Origin of the sequence: Sphingobacterium sp. UBA7625, from assembly GCF_002484085.1 — a bacterium.
GTDB lineage: Bacteria > Bacteroidota > Bacteroidia > Sphingobacteriales > Sphingobacteriaceae > Sphingobacterium > Sphingobacterium athyrii.
The window spans coordinates 179,675-197,179 of record NZ_DLJD01000023.1; the positions used below are offsets into that span (position 1 = coordinate 179,675).

Consider the following 17,505-nt stretch of genomic DNA (forward strand, 5'->3'; position numbering starts at 1 on the left):
AATAATAAACGCAATCAGCCCATTGGAAAATCCAATAGGTACTTAAGATTTGTTACGAATTTTAAATGATCAGTTTGCGGTCGCGCAGAAAGATAGGAAGGGGGGCAATAATTTTAATCCTCCGGTACCGAGGACAAATTTCATCTCTTGATCCAAAGGTGCAAAAGATGAATAAGATAAAGGCAGTTAGAATGGCTACAGGAAGCATATTATCGCTGTGTAGACCGGATTTTTCCAAGGTTATAGCATCGGTCATGATCGAGCTTGAGCAGCTTTCATGATTTGCTCCGATAAAAGAACCTTTTGCACCCGCAACCTGTTCAACTTTTTGAGGAAGGCCCATAAGCGTCTTAATCCCCATTTTGATGGGACAGGATGACAGAAACAATAGAATAACCGCCCCCAAAGTAAGTAAGTTCCTTACGATGAAATTCATGCTATTTTTTCTTTTTTGATCCATAAGTTACGAATTTATACATCTTCATGGAACAAAACAAACTGACTATTCATTAATTCTGTAACAATACTGCCATTAAAAATGGTGTCGATAGAAGTACAGGTTGAATATGTTTGTCAATATCAATAACAATGCGGTCACCGTTTTTTAATAAACCAATTATCTCCATAATGGTCTGAGTACTCCATTACCCTTAATATATGCTTGGAAAAATTCTAAATTTGAAAAATAAAAAGCACTGCGGCTCAGTTAACCAAAAGTAGGCTCATGATTCAGCTTTTTCCTGCTGCACAATTGTAACACAAATAAAATGATACTAAATCTTATCCTCCACAATCATTCTTCGATGCTCTCTACCCCAGTTAATCATTTCCGAAATAATATTCCCGAAAGTCCTGCAATATTCAGTGGGTTCATATTCAATCAAAACAGGAGTTTCGGGATAAACAGTTCGTTTAACCAACTTATTTAATTCCATATCTTTCAGTTCTTTTGAAAGCATTCTAGTGGTAATTCCGGGGATACTTCTTTCAATTTCGCGAAAACGTCGGTTGCCGTTGCAAAGCGAATTAATGACAGGGATTCTCCACTTACCTCCAATGAAATAAAGGGTGTCCTGCAAAGCTCTAAGTTCTTCTGTCTGATCTCTTTCCATGATTGTAAAATTAAATGATATAATTGATGATACTGATATACTTGGTTATACTGATAACAAAAGTATATCATTTCCATATAACTTTGTAAAAAAATCAAAGAAATGAATAAGTTGAATAACAAATTAGCCATCGTAACAGGTGGAAACAGCGGAATAGGATATGCAACCGCCAAAGAGTTAATCGCAGAAGGAGCAAAAGTAATTATCACCGGCAGGCGAAAAGAAGCCATTGAAAAGGCTGCGCAAGAGTTAGGTGCCATTTCTTTTGTGGCGGATCAGGGGAAATTGGATGACATTGACAATTTCAAAACTGAAGTTGAAAAGCAATTTGGAAAAGTTGACATCTTGTTTATTAATGCAGGAATCACCGGAACTTTAGGTTCGATCGAAAATATGAGCGCCGAAAATTTTGACAATGTAATGAGTATTAATTTCAGAGGAGCATATTTTACTTTAAGCAAATTTATTCCCCTCTTGAACGACGGTGGTTCGGTGGTGTTCCTTTCATCCAACGTTGCAACAACCTTTAAACCAAACAGCTCTATTTACCAAGCAAGCAAAGCTGCATTGAATTCCATTGCAAAAACCGCTGCTGCAGAATTAGCTCCAAGAAAAATCAGGGTAAATTTGGTAAGTCCGGGGCCTACAAAGACGGAAATTATGACCAAAGCGGGATTGGACGAAAAAACATTGGAAAGTCTTGATGAATGGTTAATCAGCGGAATCCCTTTACAAAAAATGGGAACTGTGGAAGATGTTGCCAAAGCTGTTATTTACTTGTCAGATAACAATGTGGCAAGCTTCATGACCGGAACGGAAATCCTTATGGACGGCGGAATGGTTTTATAATTTGAGCTTTATTTTTTGGATGCGATTGCTGGAAGTTTAAAAACTTCTAGCCGTCGTATATTCTTAAAATACTGTATTTATCTATATATACGATAGAATTTTGTGACCATTCTGGAGAAAAGAAGAAAAATATGAAACTGAAAAAGCTCACTAATACTTCCAGCTCATTTCAATATATCTGCTTTTAGTCACTTATGTGATTTAATAAAGTCTTTGACATTGCTAGTATTCTAGAGACTGTAACGCAAACCGTGTCAGTGGAATACAGTCTTGTAGCCATCAGCCGTATAAGATTTATCGGCCAATATGATGATTTCTATTCCATTAAAATGTTCTTTTACTTGATCTGGAAAATTTAGAAAATTTTCAAATGTTTTCAATCCTATCACTACATTTCCAACCGTCTTACAGATTGTATATAAAATTCCATTGCTTCCGGTGGCAACTTATGATGCGGATTATCGGATACCAAAATTCTTCCATTAGCCGAAATGTTTGCGATTATTGTTACTTTCATAATGATTTTTTTAAAATTTCTGTTCAACAAAACTATTGGATATTCAATATATATTTACTATTCATTACCTTTAGGAAAGTAACTATCCTATGAGCGGTAAAAAACGTGATATTGATAAAGAAGCCATATTAGCATTAAAAGATGGCATTGAATTGCTCAGTGGTAAATGGAAATTTTGTATCCTGCACAATTTGCAGAAACACGGCACAATGCGGTTTAAAGATCTGCAAGAAATGGCTCAGGGAATATCCCCAAAAGTTCTATCCAAAGAACTTCAGGAATTAGAAGACAATTTGCTGATTAGCAGAACCGTTAATGACACCAAGCCGGTGCCCGTCTCTTATGCGCTTACCGCATATGCTATAGAAACGGAGGAAGTGGTCAATGTTTTAATTAAATTTGGTCTAAAGCATAGAGATAAAATAAAAGCAAAATGAGGTTTCTATTTTAAACCTCCAATTAGCCATGACTTTGCCTAATCCTGAAATAGATCCAGATACCAAGACACATTTGCCTTTATTTGTATGTCCATTTTAATTGATTTTATGCTAGGAATGTTTTTTATTTGGTGCATATCCAAATGCCTTTTTGTAAGCAAAGGAAAAATGGGAGAGATCCTCGAACCCCAGATCCAAGTACACATCGGATGGTTTTTCTTTTCGTTGTTCGATCATGAAACGCGCGGCATCCAGGCGCTTCTGCAATAGCCATCTGCCTGGGCTGGTATGAAACTGCTTCTCAAAATCGCGTTTAAAACCCGAAAGGCTGCGGCCGGTAAGAAAAGCAAAGCGGTCTATAGATACATTATACCTGTAATGGCTGTTCATAAAAGCTTCAATGTCTATCTTACCCGGCTCATTAAAATCAAACAATATATTTTTAAATGCAGGATTATGTTGAATAAGCAGCAAAACAAGTTCTCTGATCTTTAGTGTAACAATGCGTTCATCTGTTTGCTGCTGCAGATAGGGAGCCAAGGAATCTATATAACCTTTCAGCAGCGCACTAGACTGTATCAGCAGTGTTGCATTCGGATTAAATACGCCATCGGCTTTCAATCCGTACTGTTCGCTCATTTCCTTTAAGGTATACTGATCAATATGCACCGCTATGGACCTGAAACTTCCGTCACTGGTACTTTTTACATATTTGGTCAGCTGGTTGCGTCGGAAGAACCGGAAGTCTCCTTCCCGATAAGCATACTTCTGATCGGCAAGCCAGAGATCCTGTTTACCCTGGAGGATATAACTGAAGACATGATCTGCTAAAAAAGCTTCTCCTTCGATCGTATTGCCAGAATAGGTATTCAACACTATTCTAGGTCCTGTAGCGGCATCTTTTGCTTTTTCGGAGATATCATTTTTGCATTCCATAGTGATTAGCTTATAATTACTTTTGGCTCTAATTGTTCTTCGAGGCCATATATGCCGCCCTCTCTTCCTAAGCCGGATTGTTTAAATCCGCCGAAGGGTGCCAGCGCGTCATGATAGATCGTATTGATCGCAACCCTGCCTGCATTGATCTGTGCAGCAACTTTCTGCGCCCGCTCCATGTCTGAACTACTTACATAGGCCTGCAGTCCGTATATGGTATCGTTGGCAATGGCAATGGCATCTTCTTCTGTTTTGTAGGTAATAACAGATAATACCGGTCCGAAAATTTCTTCTTGAGCAATAGTCATCTCATTACTTACACCTGTAAATATAGTGGGTTTGACATAAAATCCCTCCTGTAATCCGTCCGGCTTGCCCAGTCCACCTGCTAAAAGTTCGGCACCCTCTTTCATGCCTAGCCCGATGTAATGTTGTACACGGTCAAATTGTTTCTGACTGGCCATAGGACCTATGACCGTACGTTCATCCGATGGATCACCAACAGTTTGTGTGGTCATCGTTTTAAGCAAGATGTCTTTCACCTCTGGCAGTACAGCTTCCGGCACTAGCAGTCGGGTGCCTGCAATACAGGCCTGACCACTATTCATAAAGGCCGCATTTACAGCCATGGGTATCGCAGTATTGAGATCAGCATCATCGAGAATGATATTGGGTGATTTACCGCTAAGTTCCAGCGTGACGCGCTTCATTGTGTCCGCTGCATTACGTGCAATTATCTTACCTACGACAGTAGAACCGGTAAACAGAATTTTGGACACAGCTGGATGGGTAGACAATACTGTACCCAAAATATCTCCGCGACCATGCACCATATTAATTACGCCGGCAGGAAGGGCTGCACGCTCGAAGCACTCAGCTAGCACTTGGGATTGTATCGCACTCATTTCACTGGGCTTGATCACTACTGTGCAACCAGCTGAGATCGCAGCCGCCAGCTTCACACTTATGGATCCGGAATTGGCATTCCAAGCAGTCATGATTCCAGTTACGCCGATCGGCACCATAGCAATTGTGGACTGACCGATACGGCGATCGAAGGAAAAATCTTTAAGGATGTGTTTAAAATAAAGGAAGGTTTCTGCTGCATACTGATTTGACCACCGTGACCTTTGTACTGTTGCACCGTATTCTATTGTAGTCGCTTCCTGAAGGTCGTCTAGACGCTCCATCAGCGCATCGTGTAATTGCTGCAGATAATCCATACGCTGCTCCCTGCTTGTTTGTGAAAAGGATGGTAAAGCTGCTGAGGCGGCAATTATTGCCGCATTCATATCTTGCTCATTGCCTAATACAACTTTGCCGATAAGGCTTCCATCCGACGGATTTATTATATCCATCTTTTCTGTACCTGTCGAGAGACGAAATTGTCCATTGACATAATGCTGATTGATTATTTTCATTTTATTATTTTTTAAACTTAGCTCAAGAGCATCGTTATTTACTAACACAAAATTACTTCGATGCTTCTTTAGGAGCTTTGTTAAAAAGCCCAGATTTCTTTGTTGAGAAGCCCATCAATCCGCCGGTTAACCATTCATCGAGACCTTCCAATGTTTTTCGTCCAATCCCGCTTTGGTCATAATTTCCTTCTTTGTAAGCACCGTGCTTATTAAATCACTCTGATTTTTTTGCTAATTCAACTACAGCAGTTTTTACAATAGAATTCAATGCTGCTTTGCTTGGTCTAATGATATGTTGAAATCCTTTTTGTAAGGTAAAAACAGTTATAGTTGCATTGGATTCCGGTGAATGTGTTTCTTTCGAGTGCAACTTCATGTAGTCAAAACCATAGTCAATCAGGCCATTAATGGCCCTGTACATAATAGTTATATAATAAAAATGAGATCATCCCATTTCGAAGCGTTGGATTTCAATTGTTTTTGATCAGGTGAAAATATGAATTAAAATAACAATCTCTATTAAATATAGAAGTAATTATCAAAACTCATCTTAGCTATTGTGAGCTTGTGGTAGTGTTACAATAACTTTACCATGGAATAGAACGAATACCTCCGGGAGTTTGCGAGAAATGCCCTTTTTCTTATGGAAATCCTATTGATTTTGGGGAAAAGATTGCTAACGATTCCGAAATGGACGGTTTTTTAGTATTTGCTCCCTCCATTTTCAGAGACAAAAGTAACTATGAAAATATTGATATTGGTGCTGGGTATAATATTTATATTAAAGGTATTTACCCGATTTATGCAGCTGAAATTGATGTTATCTCCAAATTGGGGTTAGAAAAGTTTTGGAAACATCCTGCATTTGACCTTTATAATATTCATAGAGAGCGAATTTCTGTATAAAGTGTATCATTAGATAATGGCAAAAAATGGATTCCCATAATATATTCATCTTATATCTGCACCAGCATCTATTAAAACAATATATCAATTCAGCTTTTAACGAGCTCTAAAAAAAGTGGAATAGTAGTTGTTGGATGGATAACCAACAAAATGAAATCCCAAATCTATCCGTTTTAAAATCACTGGAAGTTTTGATACGGGCAAACTTCAAAAAGACTGAAAATATCACTTTTGTAAAAGTCACACCCATGAAGCTTTTAGAGGTCAAACAGTTCTGGTTACGAAGGACTATCCACGGTCGCGAGATTGGATAGTAAAGCTTTGGCAACCTTTATTCACAGATAACTGGAAAATGATAGCGGATAATAAATACAGTTTAACGAATTATAAAACGGTCTTTCATACCAAAAAGACCGGCCGTATATTTATACACATAGGGTGAGTCAAATTATAGGCCGTACAAGAAGTGAGCGGTGCTATTGTAAAAATGGTTAATTGAACGCTGGTGTAGCTTCAGTGAGTCTACATATTGGGGTCATAAAAAATACTATATGAGAAAAAAAATAACGGTCTTTACAATAATGTTCTTACTGTGCACTTTTGCTTTTGGACAAAACACTCCGAACACTAAGCCTCAGATAAAAACAGAAGAAATAACCTACCATGGAATAGATGGACGACCTATTAACAGATTAGACAAGAAAGGTCTGGATGAGTATAAAGAATACAATGTAGATGGTACCATTTCGAAAATATATATCGAAGAATTTGATAAAACTAAGGGTAAAACTAACCGAAATTTGAATGAAACATATGTCTATGAAAAAGGAAAACTCTACAAAATAGAACGAATTGGTTCCGTTACAGGTGATAAATATGAGGAGATTTTGTTCTCTTATAATGAACAAATGCAATTGACCAGGAAAATTGAAAACCAGTATAAAGACAATCGGTTAGATCTGAACCAATTGAGTGCGTATACTGATTATTTTTATAATGGAAATGGCGAAACAGAAAAACGTTATGAATATGACGGAACAAAAAGGGAGTTTTTGTTAGCTTCTATTCTTACTAAAATATTTGATTCCAATAAAAATATGATTCAAGAAAAGACTGAAAATTTCGATGGCAATATATTAGGGATAGTTAATATAAAGTATGATAATTTAAATAAGCCCATAGCGTTGGAATCCTCTTATTTTAAAGAAACAACAAGTTATAAATACAATTCACACGGTGATTTAGAAGAAGAAAAAACCAAATCCGAAAAAAGTCCCACAATTGAAATATCACACTATTCATATGTATACGATGATTACGGGAATTGGATTGAACAAAAACAAATAATTGAAAGAAATCCTATAGACGAATTTGAAGGTGGACTTTTAATAAAAAGAAAAATCGAATATTATGAATAAAATTGTCGAAAATTGATTAAATCTTTATAGTTAGTAGTTTTACACATGAAACCCAATTATTGATTGTCCCCGATATTTATTTTGCTGATATTTTAGTTTCTAGGTTTATTGCTATGTAATTCTCTCATAGACAATTGTTAAAAATTATGGAAAAGATCAAAAAAACACCTTGATAGGGACGTAGATCCACGTACCGATTTTGGTTGGAAATTTTACTTCGGTAGAGAGGACAACAAAGTGTTACTAATGAATTTCTCATTAGCTTGTTTCAGTGGGAGAAGATAATTTTAGATCTGAGATACAAGCCTATGGAGCGTAAGGCGATTGTGAAGATGCATATTCCGGGGATGTTGACCCCATTCCGGGGATACTGCCCCCCTGATTTTGGTTCAAGGGTTGTCATTACCAATGACCTGACAATATTACCTTTTTTTTCTTAGACTTTCTCCTTTAAGTTCAATCCTGTGTGATACATGGACAATTCTATCTAGTATTGCATCTGCAATGGTATCCTCACCGATTATATCATACCAACTTGCCACGGGTAGCTGACTGGCTATGATGGTCGCTTTTCTGCCGTGTCTATCCTCAAAGATCTCCATTAGATCCAGGCGTTGCTGTTGTTCTAGTCTTACAATACCGAAGTCATCCAAGATAAGAAGATCCGTTTTGGCCAGTCTGTCCATAAGTTTTTGTAGGCTACCTTCCAATCTTGCCATTTTTGAACGTTGCAGTAGCTTCTGCAGATTGTAATAAGCCACTCTTTTTCCCTGTGCACAAGCCTTCAATCCGAAAGCAGAGGCCATAAAAGATTTACCACAGCCAGCGGCCCCTGTAATGATAATGGGTTCGGCTTTTTCTATATAACCTCCAGTTGCAAGATCGGTAATAAGCGAGTGGTCAATACCTCGGGCAGCATCCATATTGATTTCTTCAATAGATGCCTGATAGCGGAATGCTGCATTCTTTTTCAGCCTGTCATAGCGTTTACTGTCACGATCATCGACTTCAGACTGTAAAAGCATTTCAAAGCCTTGTTCAAAGCTCAATGTGCCGTGCTGACGTGTCTCTTTCATCGCTTTCCAATGCTGCTCCATACCATTCAGACGAAGCATTCTTAGGTGTTTTTCAATGTTCATTTTTATATCTATTTTATCATTTACTGGTCTTTTTAACTATAATAGCCTGCACCTCTGATATTGCTATGCCCGGGCATCGGCATTTCATTTTCTTGAGGTTCATTCCATCCGGCCATACCGCTGGCCAGCATATTTCCAATCGATCTGGAGCTGAACATTCTGTTTTCTACAGCAATGTTGCAGGCCTTATCGAACATGGCTATGGGGTAAGTGCGCTGCAGGCGGAACAGTCCATCACAGGTGCGGTAGAGCTGTTCCGGATAACGTCCCTTTTGATTGAATATCGCTAGGATAAGCTGCTCGAACGAATGGGATATCCCGGAAGCTTTCTTCCGATATTTTTCAGGACTGATATCCATGTATTCACGATGGCTGGATTCTAGATGCTCTGGATTGGTTGTGTAGGAGTTTGGACGCTTGCTGCGCTGATGTACAGCTACCTGATTGCCCTGTACGAAGATGTAGACCATACGATCGGTGTATACGATCTGCGCTTTCTTTCTGCGGTGGATATGGGGCACACTATAAGAATGACGGTCGCGGCCCAGGTAGATATGACCGTTGTCAGCGACCTTAAGCTCAGCATAGTGCTTCAGCTCAAAGCGATCCACGGGAAGTTTGCCCAATAGATGCTTTTCACTGCTGATAAAGCGTTCCTGACGGCAGTAACTGCGGTTCTGCATCCGTGTCTGGTTGAGCTTGTCTACGCAGCAGGTAATGGCTTCATTGAGCGATTCCAGGTCAAAGAACCTACGGTTGCGCAATCGGGCGAACACCTGTGTATAGATGATTTTGACATGGTTCTCAACAGCACTTTTGTCTCTTGGCTTTCCGGCCCGGGCAGGAACCACAACGGTATCGTAGTGATTGGCCAGATCTTCCATACTTCTGTTGATATCAGGTTCATAGCGGTCACTCTTGGTTACGGCCGACTTTAGATTATCCGGCACCAGTGCCTTGGGAACTCCGCCCAGGAACCACAGGCAATCATTCAGCGCTCCAATAAAATCAGGGATTGTTTGGCTGCGAACAGCTTTTGCATAACAGTAATTGGAATAAGGAAGACAGGCGACAAATACCTCGCAATTAATAAGCTCACCTGTCTCGATATCAATATAATGCAACTTCTTGCCGGAGAAGTCGATATAAAGCTTGTCTGCAGGTTCATGTTGCATTACCATGGTTCCCGAACGGGCAGAAACACTAAGCTGTGAAAAGTGATAACAGAACTGGGAGTAACCATACCCCTGGGCATAAGATACTTTGTATTCTTCCCAAAGCAGTTTACGCGTTACGCCAACTCTTTTAAGTTCTTTCTCCAGATGTGGCAAACGCTCTTTGAGATCCTCGAACCTGGGGTCGCGATAGGCCGGATTACCTGAATGCAACAGACCTTCCAGCACGGGATCTTCCACAGCCAGAAGGTCGCTCATGTTCAACTTTGCCTCACCTATCTTGTAGAGGTAGGACTTTACGGTATTCTTGCTTATACTAAGGCTGCGGGCTATTGCTTTGATGGCATAGCCCTGCTGGTGCAGCCTGATCATCTGTTTTATCTGACTCATGGGTCTGGTTTTTCCGGCCATTGGGTAATATCATTTTCCCAAAAGTAAAACCAAAATCAGCACCCCGGAAAGGGGTCAATATCTTCCGGAATAATGAAGTCCCAATAATATCAGAGGGGTCAATATGTCCCGGAATATATAGCCGTTCTGAACAACAGAGGGGTCAGTATCTGACGGAATGCCATGCGATAGCAGCGCTTAAAACATCATGGTATACCTAAACAAGTCCGGAATCAAGGGGTCAGCATGCTCCGGTCTATGCAGTCAACTAAAGGAATATCTATTATTTCGAACGAGTCCGATTTTCCTGAAGAAAATATTTTAGTAAATTTTGAGTTATCTGATGAAGATATTACGCCAGAAAACATTCAGAATGGCTACTTTCTGAAAATAATAAATTTTAATGCTAAAATTCCTGTCGAACTATCTTCCTTAAATAATTCGGTTCAATTGAATAATTCACAAGAACTATTTGATAAACTTTATAATGCTCTTGCTAAACTTAAGGAGGATTTAAACGATAAAAACAGTAAAAATGTTTTGAAAATTATCCAAAATGCTGAATTTGAAGTAGCACAATTACGAGGAATGAAAAAAGAATGGATGTTGGACGAAAGAAAAGCGCTTTTATCAAATACTTTCTCATTGTTACCAAAAGATAGTTGTGAAGTCAAAATTTATGGAAACGGGAAAATGGCAACTCTTGTGAAAAAGAATTTGGAAATTATCAAACAATCTGCGATAACTTCGAAATTTACAACCAAGAATTCACCTAGAGGTAAGGTTATTCAATTTTATAATTTTTATTACAATGTGCCAAAAGGAAAAGAAGAATTAGAACTAATAAGATTTGACGGTTATGCAATAACAAAATACAAAAAAGAATTTTAGATCTTCGTATTTTGATATGCAACTCATGGCAGCAATAATTTCCGGTCCAGAGAGCCGCTGCTTCTTATCTCAACCTTAATACTCCCACACGGATTCACATAAAGAAAGAGTTGTTTAGAAAATTGAGGCAAACCACATCTTGGAAACATTGCGATCGTCGGGCTATCTGACCGCCACCAATTTTTGATTAAATTTTATATCGTTATGGACGGGTTTTGAGGAACTAAGTCTAATGACGCATCATCATAATGGGTACATTCGTGAAATGGCTGTGGCGATATTTCCTTCCACTTATCTTGGAATTCTTTTTAAGATTACTCTCCTCAGTCTATCTTCGTGTTGATCACCCCAGTGTCCCAATGCGGAAATTATCGGAATCAAACTCTTCCCAAAATCTGTGAGCGAATATTCTACTTTTGGTGGCACGACTGGATATATTTTCTTCATGACAAGCTCATGATCCTCCAGTTCTTTCAGTTGGATGTTCAGTACCCGTCGAGAGGCATCCGGTATTTTACGCTGCAATTCACTGGGTCTTTTGTGACCTTGTTCAATAAACCAGAGCAGTCGTATTTTCCATTTGCCGTAAAGCACTTCACCTATCAAGTCAAGACCGCAGTTCAGATTCGGAGTTATTTTTCTCTCATACATATTTCAAAATTAAAGTTATGTTCCGATTTGTACAATAGGGGATAAATTTATCCCTATATGAATCGTAACTCCGTACTTGTACAGGCTGTTTTTATACCCCAATTTTGTCCTATAAACAATTCATAAAAATGGAACAATTTAATTTCAACAATGAGTTATCAGACAAGATTGCCTTGGTAACAGGAGGTACAAAAGGTACTGGAAGAGCTATTGCGGAAAGGCTGCTACAGGCTGGTGCAATAGTTGTCATTACCGCCAGAAATGCACCCGAACTAGAAAACAGCAATCTGCATTTCATTGCCTCCGATCTGAGTACAGCAGAGGGAGCAAAAAAAGTGGTGAGCGAAGTGCTTTCGAGCTATGGCAGACTAGATATCCTGATAAACAACCTTGGTGGATCTTCTACGCCTGTAGGCGGGTTCGCTGTGCTCAGCGATGAGGATTGGGAATCTACACTACAGGCTAACCTTTTGGCTCCAATTCGTCTGGACAGGGGCTTTTTACCGCAAATGATAGAACGCGAAAACGGAGTGATCATCCACATTGCTTCTATTCAGGGCAAACTACCTTTGTATGATTCAACGTTACCTTACGCAGCGGCAAAAGCAGGATTGAGAAACTATAGCAAAAGCTTATCAAACGAAGTTACTCCTAAAGGCATTCGTGTACTGACGGTTTCGCCCGGCTGGATAAATACCACTGCATCAGAGGCCTGGTTGGGCGATATTGCAAGAAACTCCAATAGTACCGTAGAAGAAGCGCAACAGGGTGTAATGGATGCATTGGGAGGAATTCCTTTCGGTAGACCTGCTGAACCTGCAGAAGTAGCTGAACTTGTTGGCTTCCTTGTTTCCCCGAGAGCAAGTTATCTCACAGGAACAGAATATGTAATTGACGGTGGAACAGTACCGACCATTTAATAATCATCTAAATAATGGAAAACATGAATTTACCAATCGTTATCCGCGAACTAGTGAAGGCGCAAAACGAATTTGACAGTGTGGCTTACGCAAATTGTTTTACTGAAGATGCAAAAGTATTTGATGAGGGAAAAACACACAATGGAAAAATTGAAATTGAAAACTGGATTAATATAGCCAACAAAGAATACAGGACAACTATGACGCCATTAGATTTTAATGAAAGCGAAAACATCTTATCAGCGGAGATTTCAGGTACATTTCCCGGTAGTCCCGTTGCTTTAAAATATCATTTCAAGTTGTCTAACGGCCAAATTAAGTACCTGAAAATAACTACTTAGCTGCGATGTACTAATTAGTTTAAGCTGAAGTATAAACCTCAGCTTTTTGCGTTTACACCTAAGAGTCAAGACGACTTTTTAGGAACTCAAACTTGTCTGCTTTGTAAGCAGGAATCCCTGCATGGAACGATTTTTCCAACAGAGGATCTTCCTGTTTAAGAAGTTCTTCGGTATGGAATCGCGCTGGTTTTTATTCTGTTAACGTCATTGGTACAATCTGATTAATTGTATTATCTGACTCATTCGTTTTGGTTTTCCAGCCATCAACCTAAATCTAATTCAATTTTGAAGGGTCAATACGCTTCAGTATACCCAGACTAAGAGCATTTAAGAAAAACTGATGATTTCCGGTCGCGTGGCAAGTGTTTCACTCATCTTTACCAGTAGCTCTTTTTTACCAGATACTTTAAATATTACTATCAAATGATCGTCGTCTTTCGCAATTTCTATACGTTCTAAAATAAGCCCCTTTGCCTGTAAAACACTTTCAAGATTTTCAATTTGATGGAAGTTGGGATCACGAAAAGTTACACTCAAGAACTGCTCCTTTTGTAACTGCGCAATTATTCGCTCTACCCTGGTAACCACTAACAAAACTCCAAGTGTAATAAGTGTCAGACAAAGTGCTAAGGCATGGTAACCTATCCCAGCTGTCATTCCAATTGCCGCCGAAGTCCAGATTACCGCAGCAGTTGTCAAACCATGTACTGAAATTTTATCTTTAAAAATGACACCCGCACCAATAAAACCAATCCCTGTTATGATATTTGCCGAAATTCGGTCGTCTGTCTGTGCGCCATGCTGAGAGACTATCGTAAAAATGGTCGACCCGAGTGAAATTAAAATTATTGTACGAAAACCAGCAGACTTATTTTTGTATTCACGCTCAAAACCGATTGCCCCACCACATAATATTGAGACAACCATCGCGATCATATCCTTAATTTCTACAGTAAAATCCATTAGTAAAATGCGCTAAAATTATTTGTTGTTATTGGAGCATCTTGCTCGTTTTTAAAATATTATTTCGAAAATCTATCAATTGCCTATTATGCAAAATGTAGGATGTTCGGGCTTCTTGACCGGACTGTTCCAGAGATTCATTTCGATGCAAACTAGATTTATCATATAAAGTATCTTCCACCATCACCGTTAGTCTTTTAACTTTTGAGTCCATGGAAAAGACCTTTCGGCAAAGCCTGGCTTTTTATAACACTATCCATTTCGAGGCAAAAGTCATAATGTAAATGTGAAGCATCGTGGATTTCGAAATTTTCTGATCCGCTGACTTAGTTTCTGTCGGATTTGACTTTTTTGAATTTGCTATCTGCCATGATCTAATGTTTAAAAAGGATTAATATTTTGGTAAAAAAGAATACAAAAATTAAGCCGTTTAATTATTTGTTTTAGAACAACTGCCGAATTGAAAAAGATTGGCAATTCTTTTTTTGAAGGTAAAATTTTTGGATTTTGGAATGTTTATCTTTTTATCTCTTTCCATTTCTAACGGTTCGTAGGACCGTTTCAATCATAATCCCGCAATGTATACAATCTACTAAATACAAACTGACAAACGAAATAAACATAAGGAAGATATGGTCGCTCAAGAACATCGTAGTATCTATAAAAATCTTCTTTTTTTTAGAAAAACGAAGGGACAGTGCCGGTAAAATTTGTCAACTATTGACTGACTTAGATATTGTGCTGTTGCGGAATATTGCAAGGTAGCATGTATACCTGTCAAGAATTTTCAAAACTTCTAACCTCTTTTATCTATCATTTTCAGAAATAGCTTAAGTAATATTTTTTAGAAGGTGAAGATTGTTGTTCATTACTTTAAGCTAATTTCGTTCATATTACAATCCAGAATTCTGTATTTCTCAATTTCCTTCCGATCCGACAAATACATTTCAAGCTGCTTGAGATCATCAAATTCTTCGTAAGCATCATAATCATTAGTATTGAAAAACTGATATTCAAGCGTGTAGATTCCTTTTTTTATTCGTTCTGTCGCTTTTTCTGCCTCAAATGCTTTTTGTACAATTTCGGTATTCGCTTTTAAAACTTCAAGATTTCCGCTTAATACCGTAATGTGCCTTTTGATGATTTCACTGAGTTCGTTTAAATAGCTATCGTTGATTTCTTTCCCATTCATGGCGTATTGCTCGGCAATTTGGTTTAAGAAAATAGCTTGATTGGTTTCCAGATATTGCTCAAATGGTTTGTTATAATTTTCTGTTAGTGCAACTTTATAAGCCTTTAATTTTGAGTTTTCAAGTTCTAGGTGATCCACATAATAGCCATTTACAGTCATCCAAATTGGCGTAGAAGAATTAGCTTCAAACCAAATATCAATTAAAGCAACATCGTTTTTCGTTTCAAAATGATATTCATAGGCCAATTGTTTTTCTTCAAATGCTGAAAAACCGAAAGCTTTGAGGAAACTAAAATGCCTCTCAATGCTTTCTTTGGTATCTGTATAAAAACCTTTTACTTTCATGTTATTTCCGCTCTTTTGTATCCATAATGATCTGTTTATACCAAAGTACCTCCTCACGTAAGCAGTTAAGCATTATAACGGGAGTTCTATTTGTTTGCAGTTATTTTACGCTGTGGCGCACCACGACACTATATATGTCCAGAGAGAAAATCATAACATACTAAGGTAATAATTAATTTGAAATTTATCGGTTTTTGGAGAGTCTTCTTTCTTATACCACTAGTAGCTTCCATAATGGGTCTAAATTTATTTTCGAACTAGCGAAAATGACACACCTCATCTGTACTGATTACTATTGAAAAATCTTTACCTTATCCTCAAGCGTTCCAACAAAAAAGCGCAACGTCGTGAAATAATCTCTACATTGCGCCAATTGAACACCCAACTAACTACCAATTTCTTTAATTTATGAGCAAATTACTAAGATCTATATTAGGGTAGTAAGCACCTTTTATGTAGGTCGAAATAGCCGGTCCCTTAAAGCTGGCAATATATTTTCATGTTCCCAACTCTGGAGCAGAAAATCTGCAAAACTTAAAACCGTGATATAAATATATAAATATTTGATTTTTACCATTTCAATTTGTATCATGATAGCAGTTTCTTATTGTTTAACCAATCTGAATTTCTGCGCATTGCCTGTATGCGCAGAATAGATCTGTATCTGCGTATCATCTGTTGTGCTTGATCCATTGACATCCAAGTTCTTCCCTGGTGCAGATGCTGGCTCTAGATTATAATTACCGCTTCCCACATAGGTGATCTTCCAGCGTTGTGCCGAGGTATTAGCAAAAGTAGCTACCTGTACAGGTGTGCTATTCGCCGATCCCCCACCCCGCACTTCCAGTGCTTTAGTCGTATCTGCGACGCTTTTCAAGGCATAATATCCGCTGCCAACATTTCTTAACTTCCATACCTGATTGGATGATGTCGGATAGTTATACGTCCATAGCGTCACATCTTCACCATTGATTGGTGGATTACCATTAACATCAACAAGTTTGCTCGGTTCTTTTGTCAAAGCAGACGCGATCTTGTAATTGGCTCCGTTGATCAGCATACCCTGTGGCGAATAAAAGGTAATCAATAAAATATCGAGATGCGAATAGGTTGCCAGTTTACTTGCCAGATCAGTTTCACCATAATAGCGTGATAATGCCCAGGCGTACATCTTTACACGTTCACCGCCAACAGTTTTAGTCGGGAAGTAAGATTTCATCGCATTATCGACAGAAGCATCGTAACTAATTCCATCCACACCATAGGTATTCAGCTTGCTGTAAATCGCGTCCATGACAACCTGTTGCTGTGCAGCTGTCTTGCCGCTCAAATCCGACCAGTTACAATAATAACTGACCGTCCAGCCAAGCTGTTTGAAGCCCGTCAAATGCTGTGGATACATGCTTTCTATCAATACTTTATTTTTAATGGAATACAAACTATCCATTTTTTTAAGCGTCTTTAAAAACAATTGTTCATTTGCACTACTGTTCAAATCTTTACAATCCAGCCAAAGCGAAGTATAACCTGGAAGCTTCTGGTTTAAATTAGCAAAATATTGCTCTAAAGTCTGTCCGGTCGCTGTTCCAGCTTCATGTCCAATCAGGCAGGTTGGTTGACCGTCTTTATTGGCAACATAGATATCTACCTCTAGGCTATTGATTCCCTCGTTGATAATCTCATCAACCTTAATCAGATCGTTTGCCCGATGTGCACTTACAAAAGTGGGTCCAGCCAATGTCGTATTGACTTTACCTGTTTTTTTTGGCGCATTTTCCTGAATTTGCGTAATATCTTTCTGACAACCCACAGATAGATAAGTCATACAGGCAAACATACAGACTGCTTTGCCAAACATGGATATTTCTTTTCTCATAATTTTTATTGTTTAAATAGTAAGTT

Annotated in this window: 18 protein-coding genes; 7 read left to right on the forward strand and 11 right to left on the reverse strand. The window is 38.5% G+C overall.

The features are described 5' to 3' along the window. Positions 1-61: 61 nt before the first annotated feature. Positions 62-460 (reverse strand): hypothetical protein, encoded by a 399-nt coding sequence (locus tag B4G94_RS09050; protein WP_165307084.1) that lies wholly within the window; start codon positions 458-460, stop codon positions 62-64. Between the two features lie 313 nt (positions 461-773). Then, the gene (locus B4G94_RS09055; protein WP_108633908.1) at positions 774-1,112 is read right to left on the reverse strand and encodes a winged helix-turn-helix transcriptional regulator; all 339 of its coding nucleotides are present in this window, start codon (positions 1,110-1,112) and stop codon (positions 774-776) included. A gap of 102 nt (positions 1,113-1,214) precedes the next feature. Between B4G94_RS09055 and B4G94_RS09060 the strand changes: the two genes are divergently transcribed. Continuing rightward, positions 1,215-1,961, forward strand: a complete 747-nt coding sequence (locus B4G94_RS09060; RefSeq protein ID WP_108633909.1) for an SDR family oxidoreductase — start codon at positions 1,215-1,217, stop codon at positions 1,959-1,961. A 388-nt stretch (positions 1,962-2,349) separates the two neighbouring features. On the opposite strand, the gene B4G94_RS09065 is transcribed toward B4G94_RS09060, so the two are convergent. Next, positions 2,350-2,478 carry a hypothetical protein gene (locus B4G94_RS09065; protein WP_286858417.1) on the reverse strand — a complete coding sequence of 43 codons (129 nt, stop codon included), beginning with the start codon at positions 2,476-2,478 and terminating at the stop codon, positions 2,350-2,352. 89 nt (positions 2,479-2,567) lie between these two features. On the opposite strand from B4G94_RS09065, the gene B4G94_RS09070 reads away from it, so the two are divergent. Continuing rightward, complete coding sequence (locus B4G94_RS09070) at positions 2,568-2,915, forward strand: winged helix-turn-helix transcriptional regulator (RefSeq protein WP_286858418.1); 348 nt, start codon at positions 2,568-2,570, stop codon at positions 2,913-2,915. Between the two features lie 111 nt (positions 2,916-3,026). Here the strand turns inward: B4G94_RS09070 and B4G94_RS09075 are convergent, their stop codons facing one another. Both B4G94_RS09075 and B4G94_RS09080 read right to left on the reverse strand, forming a co-directional pair. Then, a complete protein-coding gene (locus B4G94_RS09075; protein ID WP_286858419.1) occupies positions 3,027-3,851 on the reverse strand; it encodes an AraC family transcriptional regulator in 825 nt (274 codons plus the stop codon). Positions 3,852-3,856: 5 nt separating this feature from the next. After that, entirely contained in the window at positions 3,857-5,272 is a 1,416-nt protein-coding gene (locus B4G94_RS09080; protein WP_286858420.1) for an aldehyde dehydrogenase family protein, read from the reverse strand. Between the two features lie 690 nt (positions 5,273-5,962). Between B4G94_RS09080 and B4G94_RS09085 the strand changes: the two genes are divergently transcribed. Together B4G94_RS09085 and B4G94_RS09090 are read left to right on the forward strand one after the other, a co-directional pair. Beyond that, positions 5,963-6,178 (forward strand): hypothetical protein, encoded by a 216-nt coding sequence (locus tag B4G94_RS09085; protein WP_286858422.1) that lies wholly within the window; start codon positions 5,963-5,965, stop codon positions 6,176-6,178. Between the two features lie 551 nt (positions 6,179-6,729). Then, the gene (locus B4G94_RS09090; RefSeq protein ID WP_286858423.1) at positions 6,730-7,596 is read left to right on the forward strand and encodes a hypothetical protein; all 867 of its coding nucleotides are present in this window, start codon (positions 6,730-6,732) and stop codon (positions 7,594-7,596) included. 422 nt (positions 7,597-8,018) lie between these two features. On the opposite strand, the gene istB is transcribed toward B4G94_RS09090, so the two are convergent. Together istB and istA are read right to left on the reverse strand one after the other, a co-directional pair. Next, complete coding sequence (istB, locus tag B4G94_RS09095) at positions 8,019-8,735, reverse strand: IS21-like element helper ATPase IstB (RefSeq protein WP_286858425.1); 717 nt, start codon at positions 8,733-8,735, stop codon at positions 8,019-8,021. Positions 8,736-8,767: 32 nt separating this feature from the next. Next, complete coding sequence (gene istA / locus B4G94_RS09100) at positions 8,768-10,300, reverse strand: IS21 family transposase (protein WP_286858426.1); 1,533 nt, start codon at positions 10,298-10,300, stop codon at positions 8,768-8,770. A 258-nt stretch (positions 10,301-10,558) separates the two neighbouring features. On the opposite strand from istA, the gene B4G94_RS09105 reads away from it, so the two are divergent. After that, complete coding sequence (locus B4G94_RS09105) at positions 10,559-11,191, forward strand: hypothetical protein (protein WP_286858427.1); 633 nt, start codon at positions 10,559-10,561, stop codon at positions 11,189-11,191. A gap of 291 nt (positions 11,192-11,482) precedes the next feature. On the opposite strand, the gene B4G94_RS09110 is transcribed toward B4G94_RS09105, so the two are convergent. Continuing rightward, positions 11,483-11,842, reverse strand: a complete 360-nt coding sequence (locus B4G94_RS09110) for a winged helix-turn-helix transcriptional regulator (protein ID WP_286858428.1) — start codon at positions 11,840-11,842, stop codon at positions 11,483-11,485. Positions 11,843-11,970: 128 nt separating this feature from the next. Here B4G94_RS09110 and B4G94_RS09115 point away from each other — a divergent pair, with 128 nt between their 5' ends. Together B4G94_RS09115 and B4G94_RS09120 are read left to right on the forward strand one after the other, a co-directional pair. Continuing rightward, positions 11,971-12,762, forward strand: coding sequence for an SDR family oxidoreductase (locus B4G94_RS09115; protein ID WP_286858429.1), 792 nt, complete (start codon positions 11,971-11,973; stop codon positions 12,760-12,762). Between the two features lie 23 nt (positions 12,763-12,785). Next, positions 12,786-13,103, forward strand: a complete 318-nt coding sequence (locus tag B4G94_RS09120; protein WP_286858431.1) for a nuclear transport factor 2 family protein — start codon at positions 12,786-12,788, stop codon at positions 13,101-13,103. A 327-nt stretch (positions 13,104-13,430) separates the two neighbouring features. Here B4G94_RS09120 and B4G94_RS09125 read toward each other — a convergent pair whose 3' ends face one another. From B4G94_RS09125 to B4G94_RS09135, 3 genes are all read right to left on the reverse strand, one after another. Continuing rightward, the gene (locus B4G94_RS09125; RefSeq protein WP_286858433.1) at positions 13,431-14,066 is read right to left on the reverse strand and encodes an MgtC/SapB family protein; all 636 of its coding nucleotides are present in this window, start codon (positions 14,064-14,066) and stop codon (positions 13,431-13,433) included. Between the two features lie 868 nt (positions 14,067-14,934). Further along, entirely contained in the window at positions 14,935-15,603 is a 669-nt protein-coding gene (locus tag B4G94_RS09130) for a hypothetical protein (protein WP_286858435.1), read from the reverse strand. Between the two features lie 604 nt (positions 15,604-16,207). Beyond that, the gene (locus B4G94_RS09135) at positions 16,208-17,479 is read right to left on the reverse strand and encodes an RICIN domain-containing protein (RefSeq protein WP_286858437.1); all 1,272 of its coding nucleotides are present in this window, start codon (positions 17,477-17,479) and stop codon (positions 16,208-16,210) included. Positions 17,480-17,505: the final 26 nt, after the last annotated feature.

Coding starts and splice junctions, on each gene's coding strand:
- B4G94_RS09125 (WP_286858433.1), bottom strand. CDS start 14,066: ATGGATTTTACTGTAGAAATTAAGGATATGATCGCGATGGTTGTCTCA.
- B4G94_RS09065 (WP_286858417.1), bottom strand. CDS start 2,478: ATGAAAGTAACAATAATCGCAAACATTTCGGCTAATGGAAGAATTTTG.
- B4G94_RS09105 (WP_286858427.1), top strand. CDS start 10,559: ATGCAGTCAACTAAAGGAATATCTATTATTTCGAACGAGTCCGATTTT.
- B4G94_RS09135 (WP_286858437.1), bottom strand. CDS start 17,479: ATGAGAAAAGAAATATCCATGTTTGGCAAAGCAGTCTGTATGTTTGCC.
- B4G94_RS09080 (WP_286858420.1), bottom strand. CDS start 5,272: ATGAAAATAATCAATCAGCATTATGTCAATGGACAATTTCGTCTCTCG.
- istB (WP_286858425.1), bottom strand. CDS start 8,735: ATGAACATTGAAAAACACCTAAGAATGCTTCGTCTGAATGGTATGGAG.
- B4G94_RS09110 (WP_286858428.1), bottom strand. CDS start 11,842: ATGTATGAGAGAAAAATAACTCCGAATCTGAACTGCGGTCTTGACTTG.
- B4G94_RS09075 (WP_286858419.1), bottom strand. CDS start 3,851: ATGGAATGCAAAAATGATATCTCCGAAAAAGCAAAAGATGCCGCTACA.
- B4G94_RS09050 (WP_165307084.1), bottom strand. CDS start 460: ATGGATCAAAAAAGAAAAAATAGCATGAATTTCATCGTAAGGAACTTA.
- B4G94_RS09060 (WP_108633909.1), top strand. CDS start 1,215: ATGAATAAGTTGAATAACAAATTAGCCATCGTAACAGGTGGAAACAGC.
- B4G94_RS09070 (WP_286858418.1), top strand. CDS start 2,568: ATGAGCGGTAAAAAACGTGATATTGATAAAGAAGCCATATTAGCATTA.
- B4G94_RS09130 (WP_286858435.1), bottom strand. CDS start 15,603: ATGAAAGTAAAAGGTTTTTATACAGATACCAAAGAAAGCATTGAGAGG.
- istA (WP_286858426.1), bottom strand. CDS start 10,300: ATGAGTCAGATAAAACAGATGATCAGGCTGCACCAGCAGGGCTATGCC.
- B4G94_RS09090 (WP_286858423.1), top strand. CDS start 6,730: ATGAGAAAAAAAATAACGGTCTTTACAATAATGTTCTTACTGTGCACT.
- B4G94_RS09055 (WP_108633908.1), bottom strand. CDS start 1,112: ATGGAAAGAGATCAGACAGAAGAACTTAGAGCTTTGCAGGACACCCTT.
- B4G94_RS09120 (WP_286858431.1), top strand. CDS start 12,786: ATGAATTTACCAATCGTTATCCGCGAACTAGTGAAGGCGCAAAACGAA.
- B4G94_RS09115 (WP_286858429.1), top strand. CDS start 11,971: ATGGAACAATTTAATTTCAACAATGAGTTATCAGACAAGATTGCCTTG.
- B4G94_RS09085 (WP_286858422.1), top strand. CDS start 5,963: ATGGACGGTTTTTTAGTATTTGCTCCCTCCATTTTCAGAGACAAAAGT.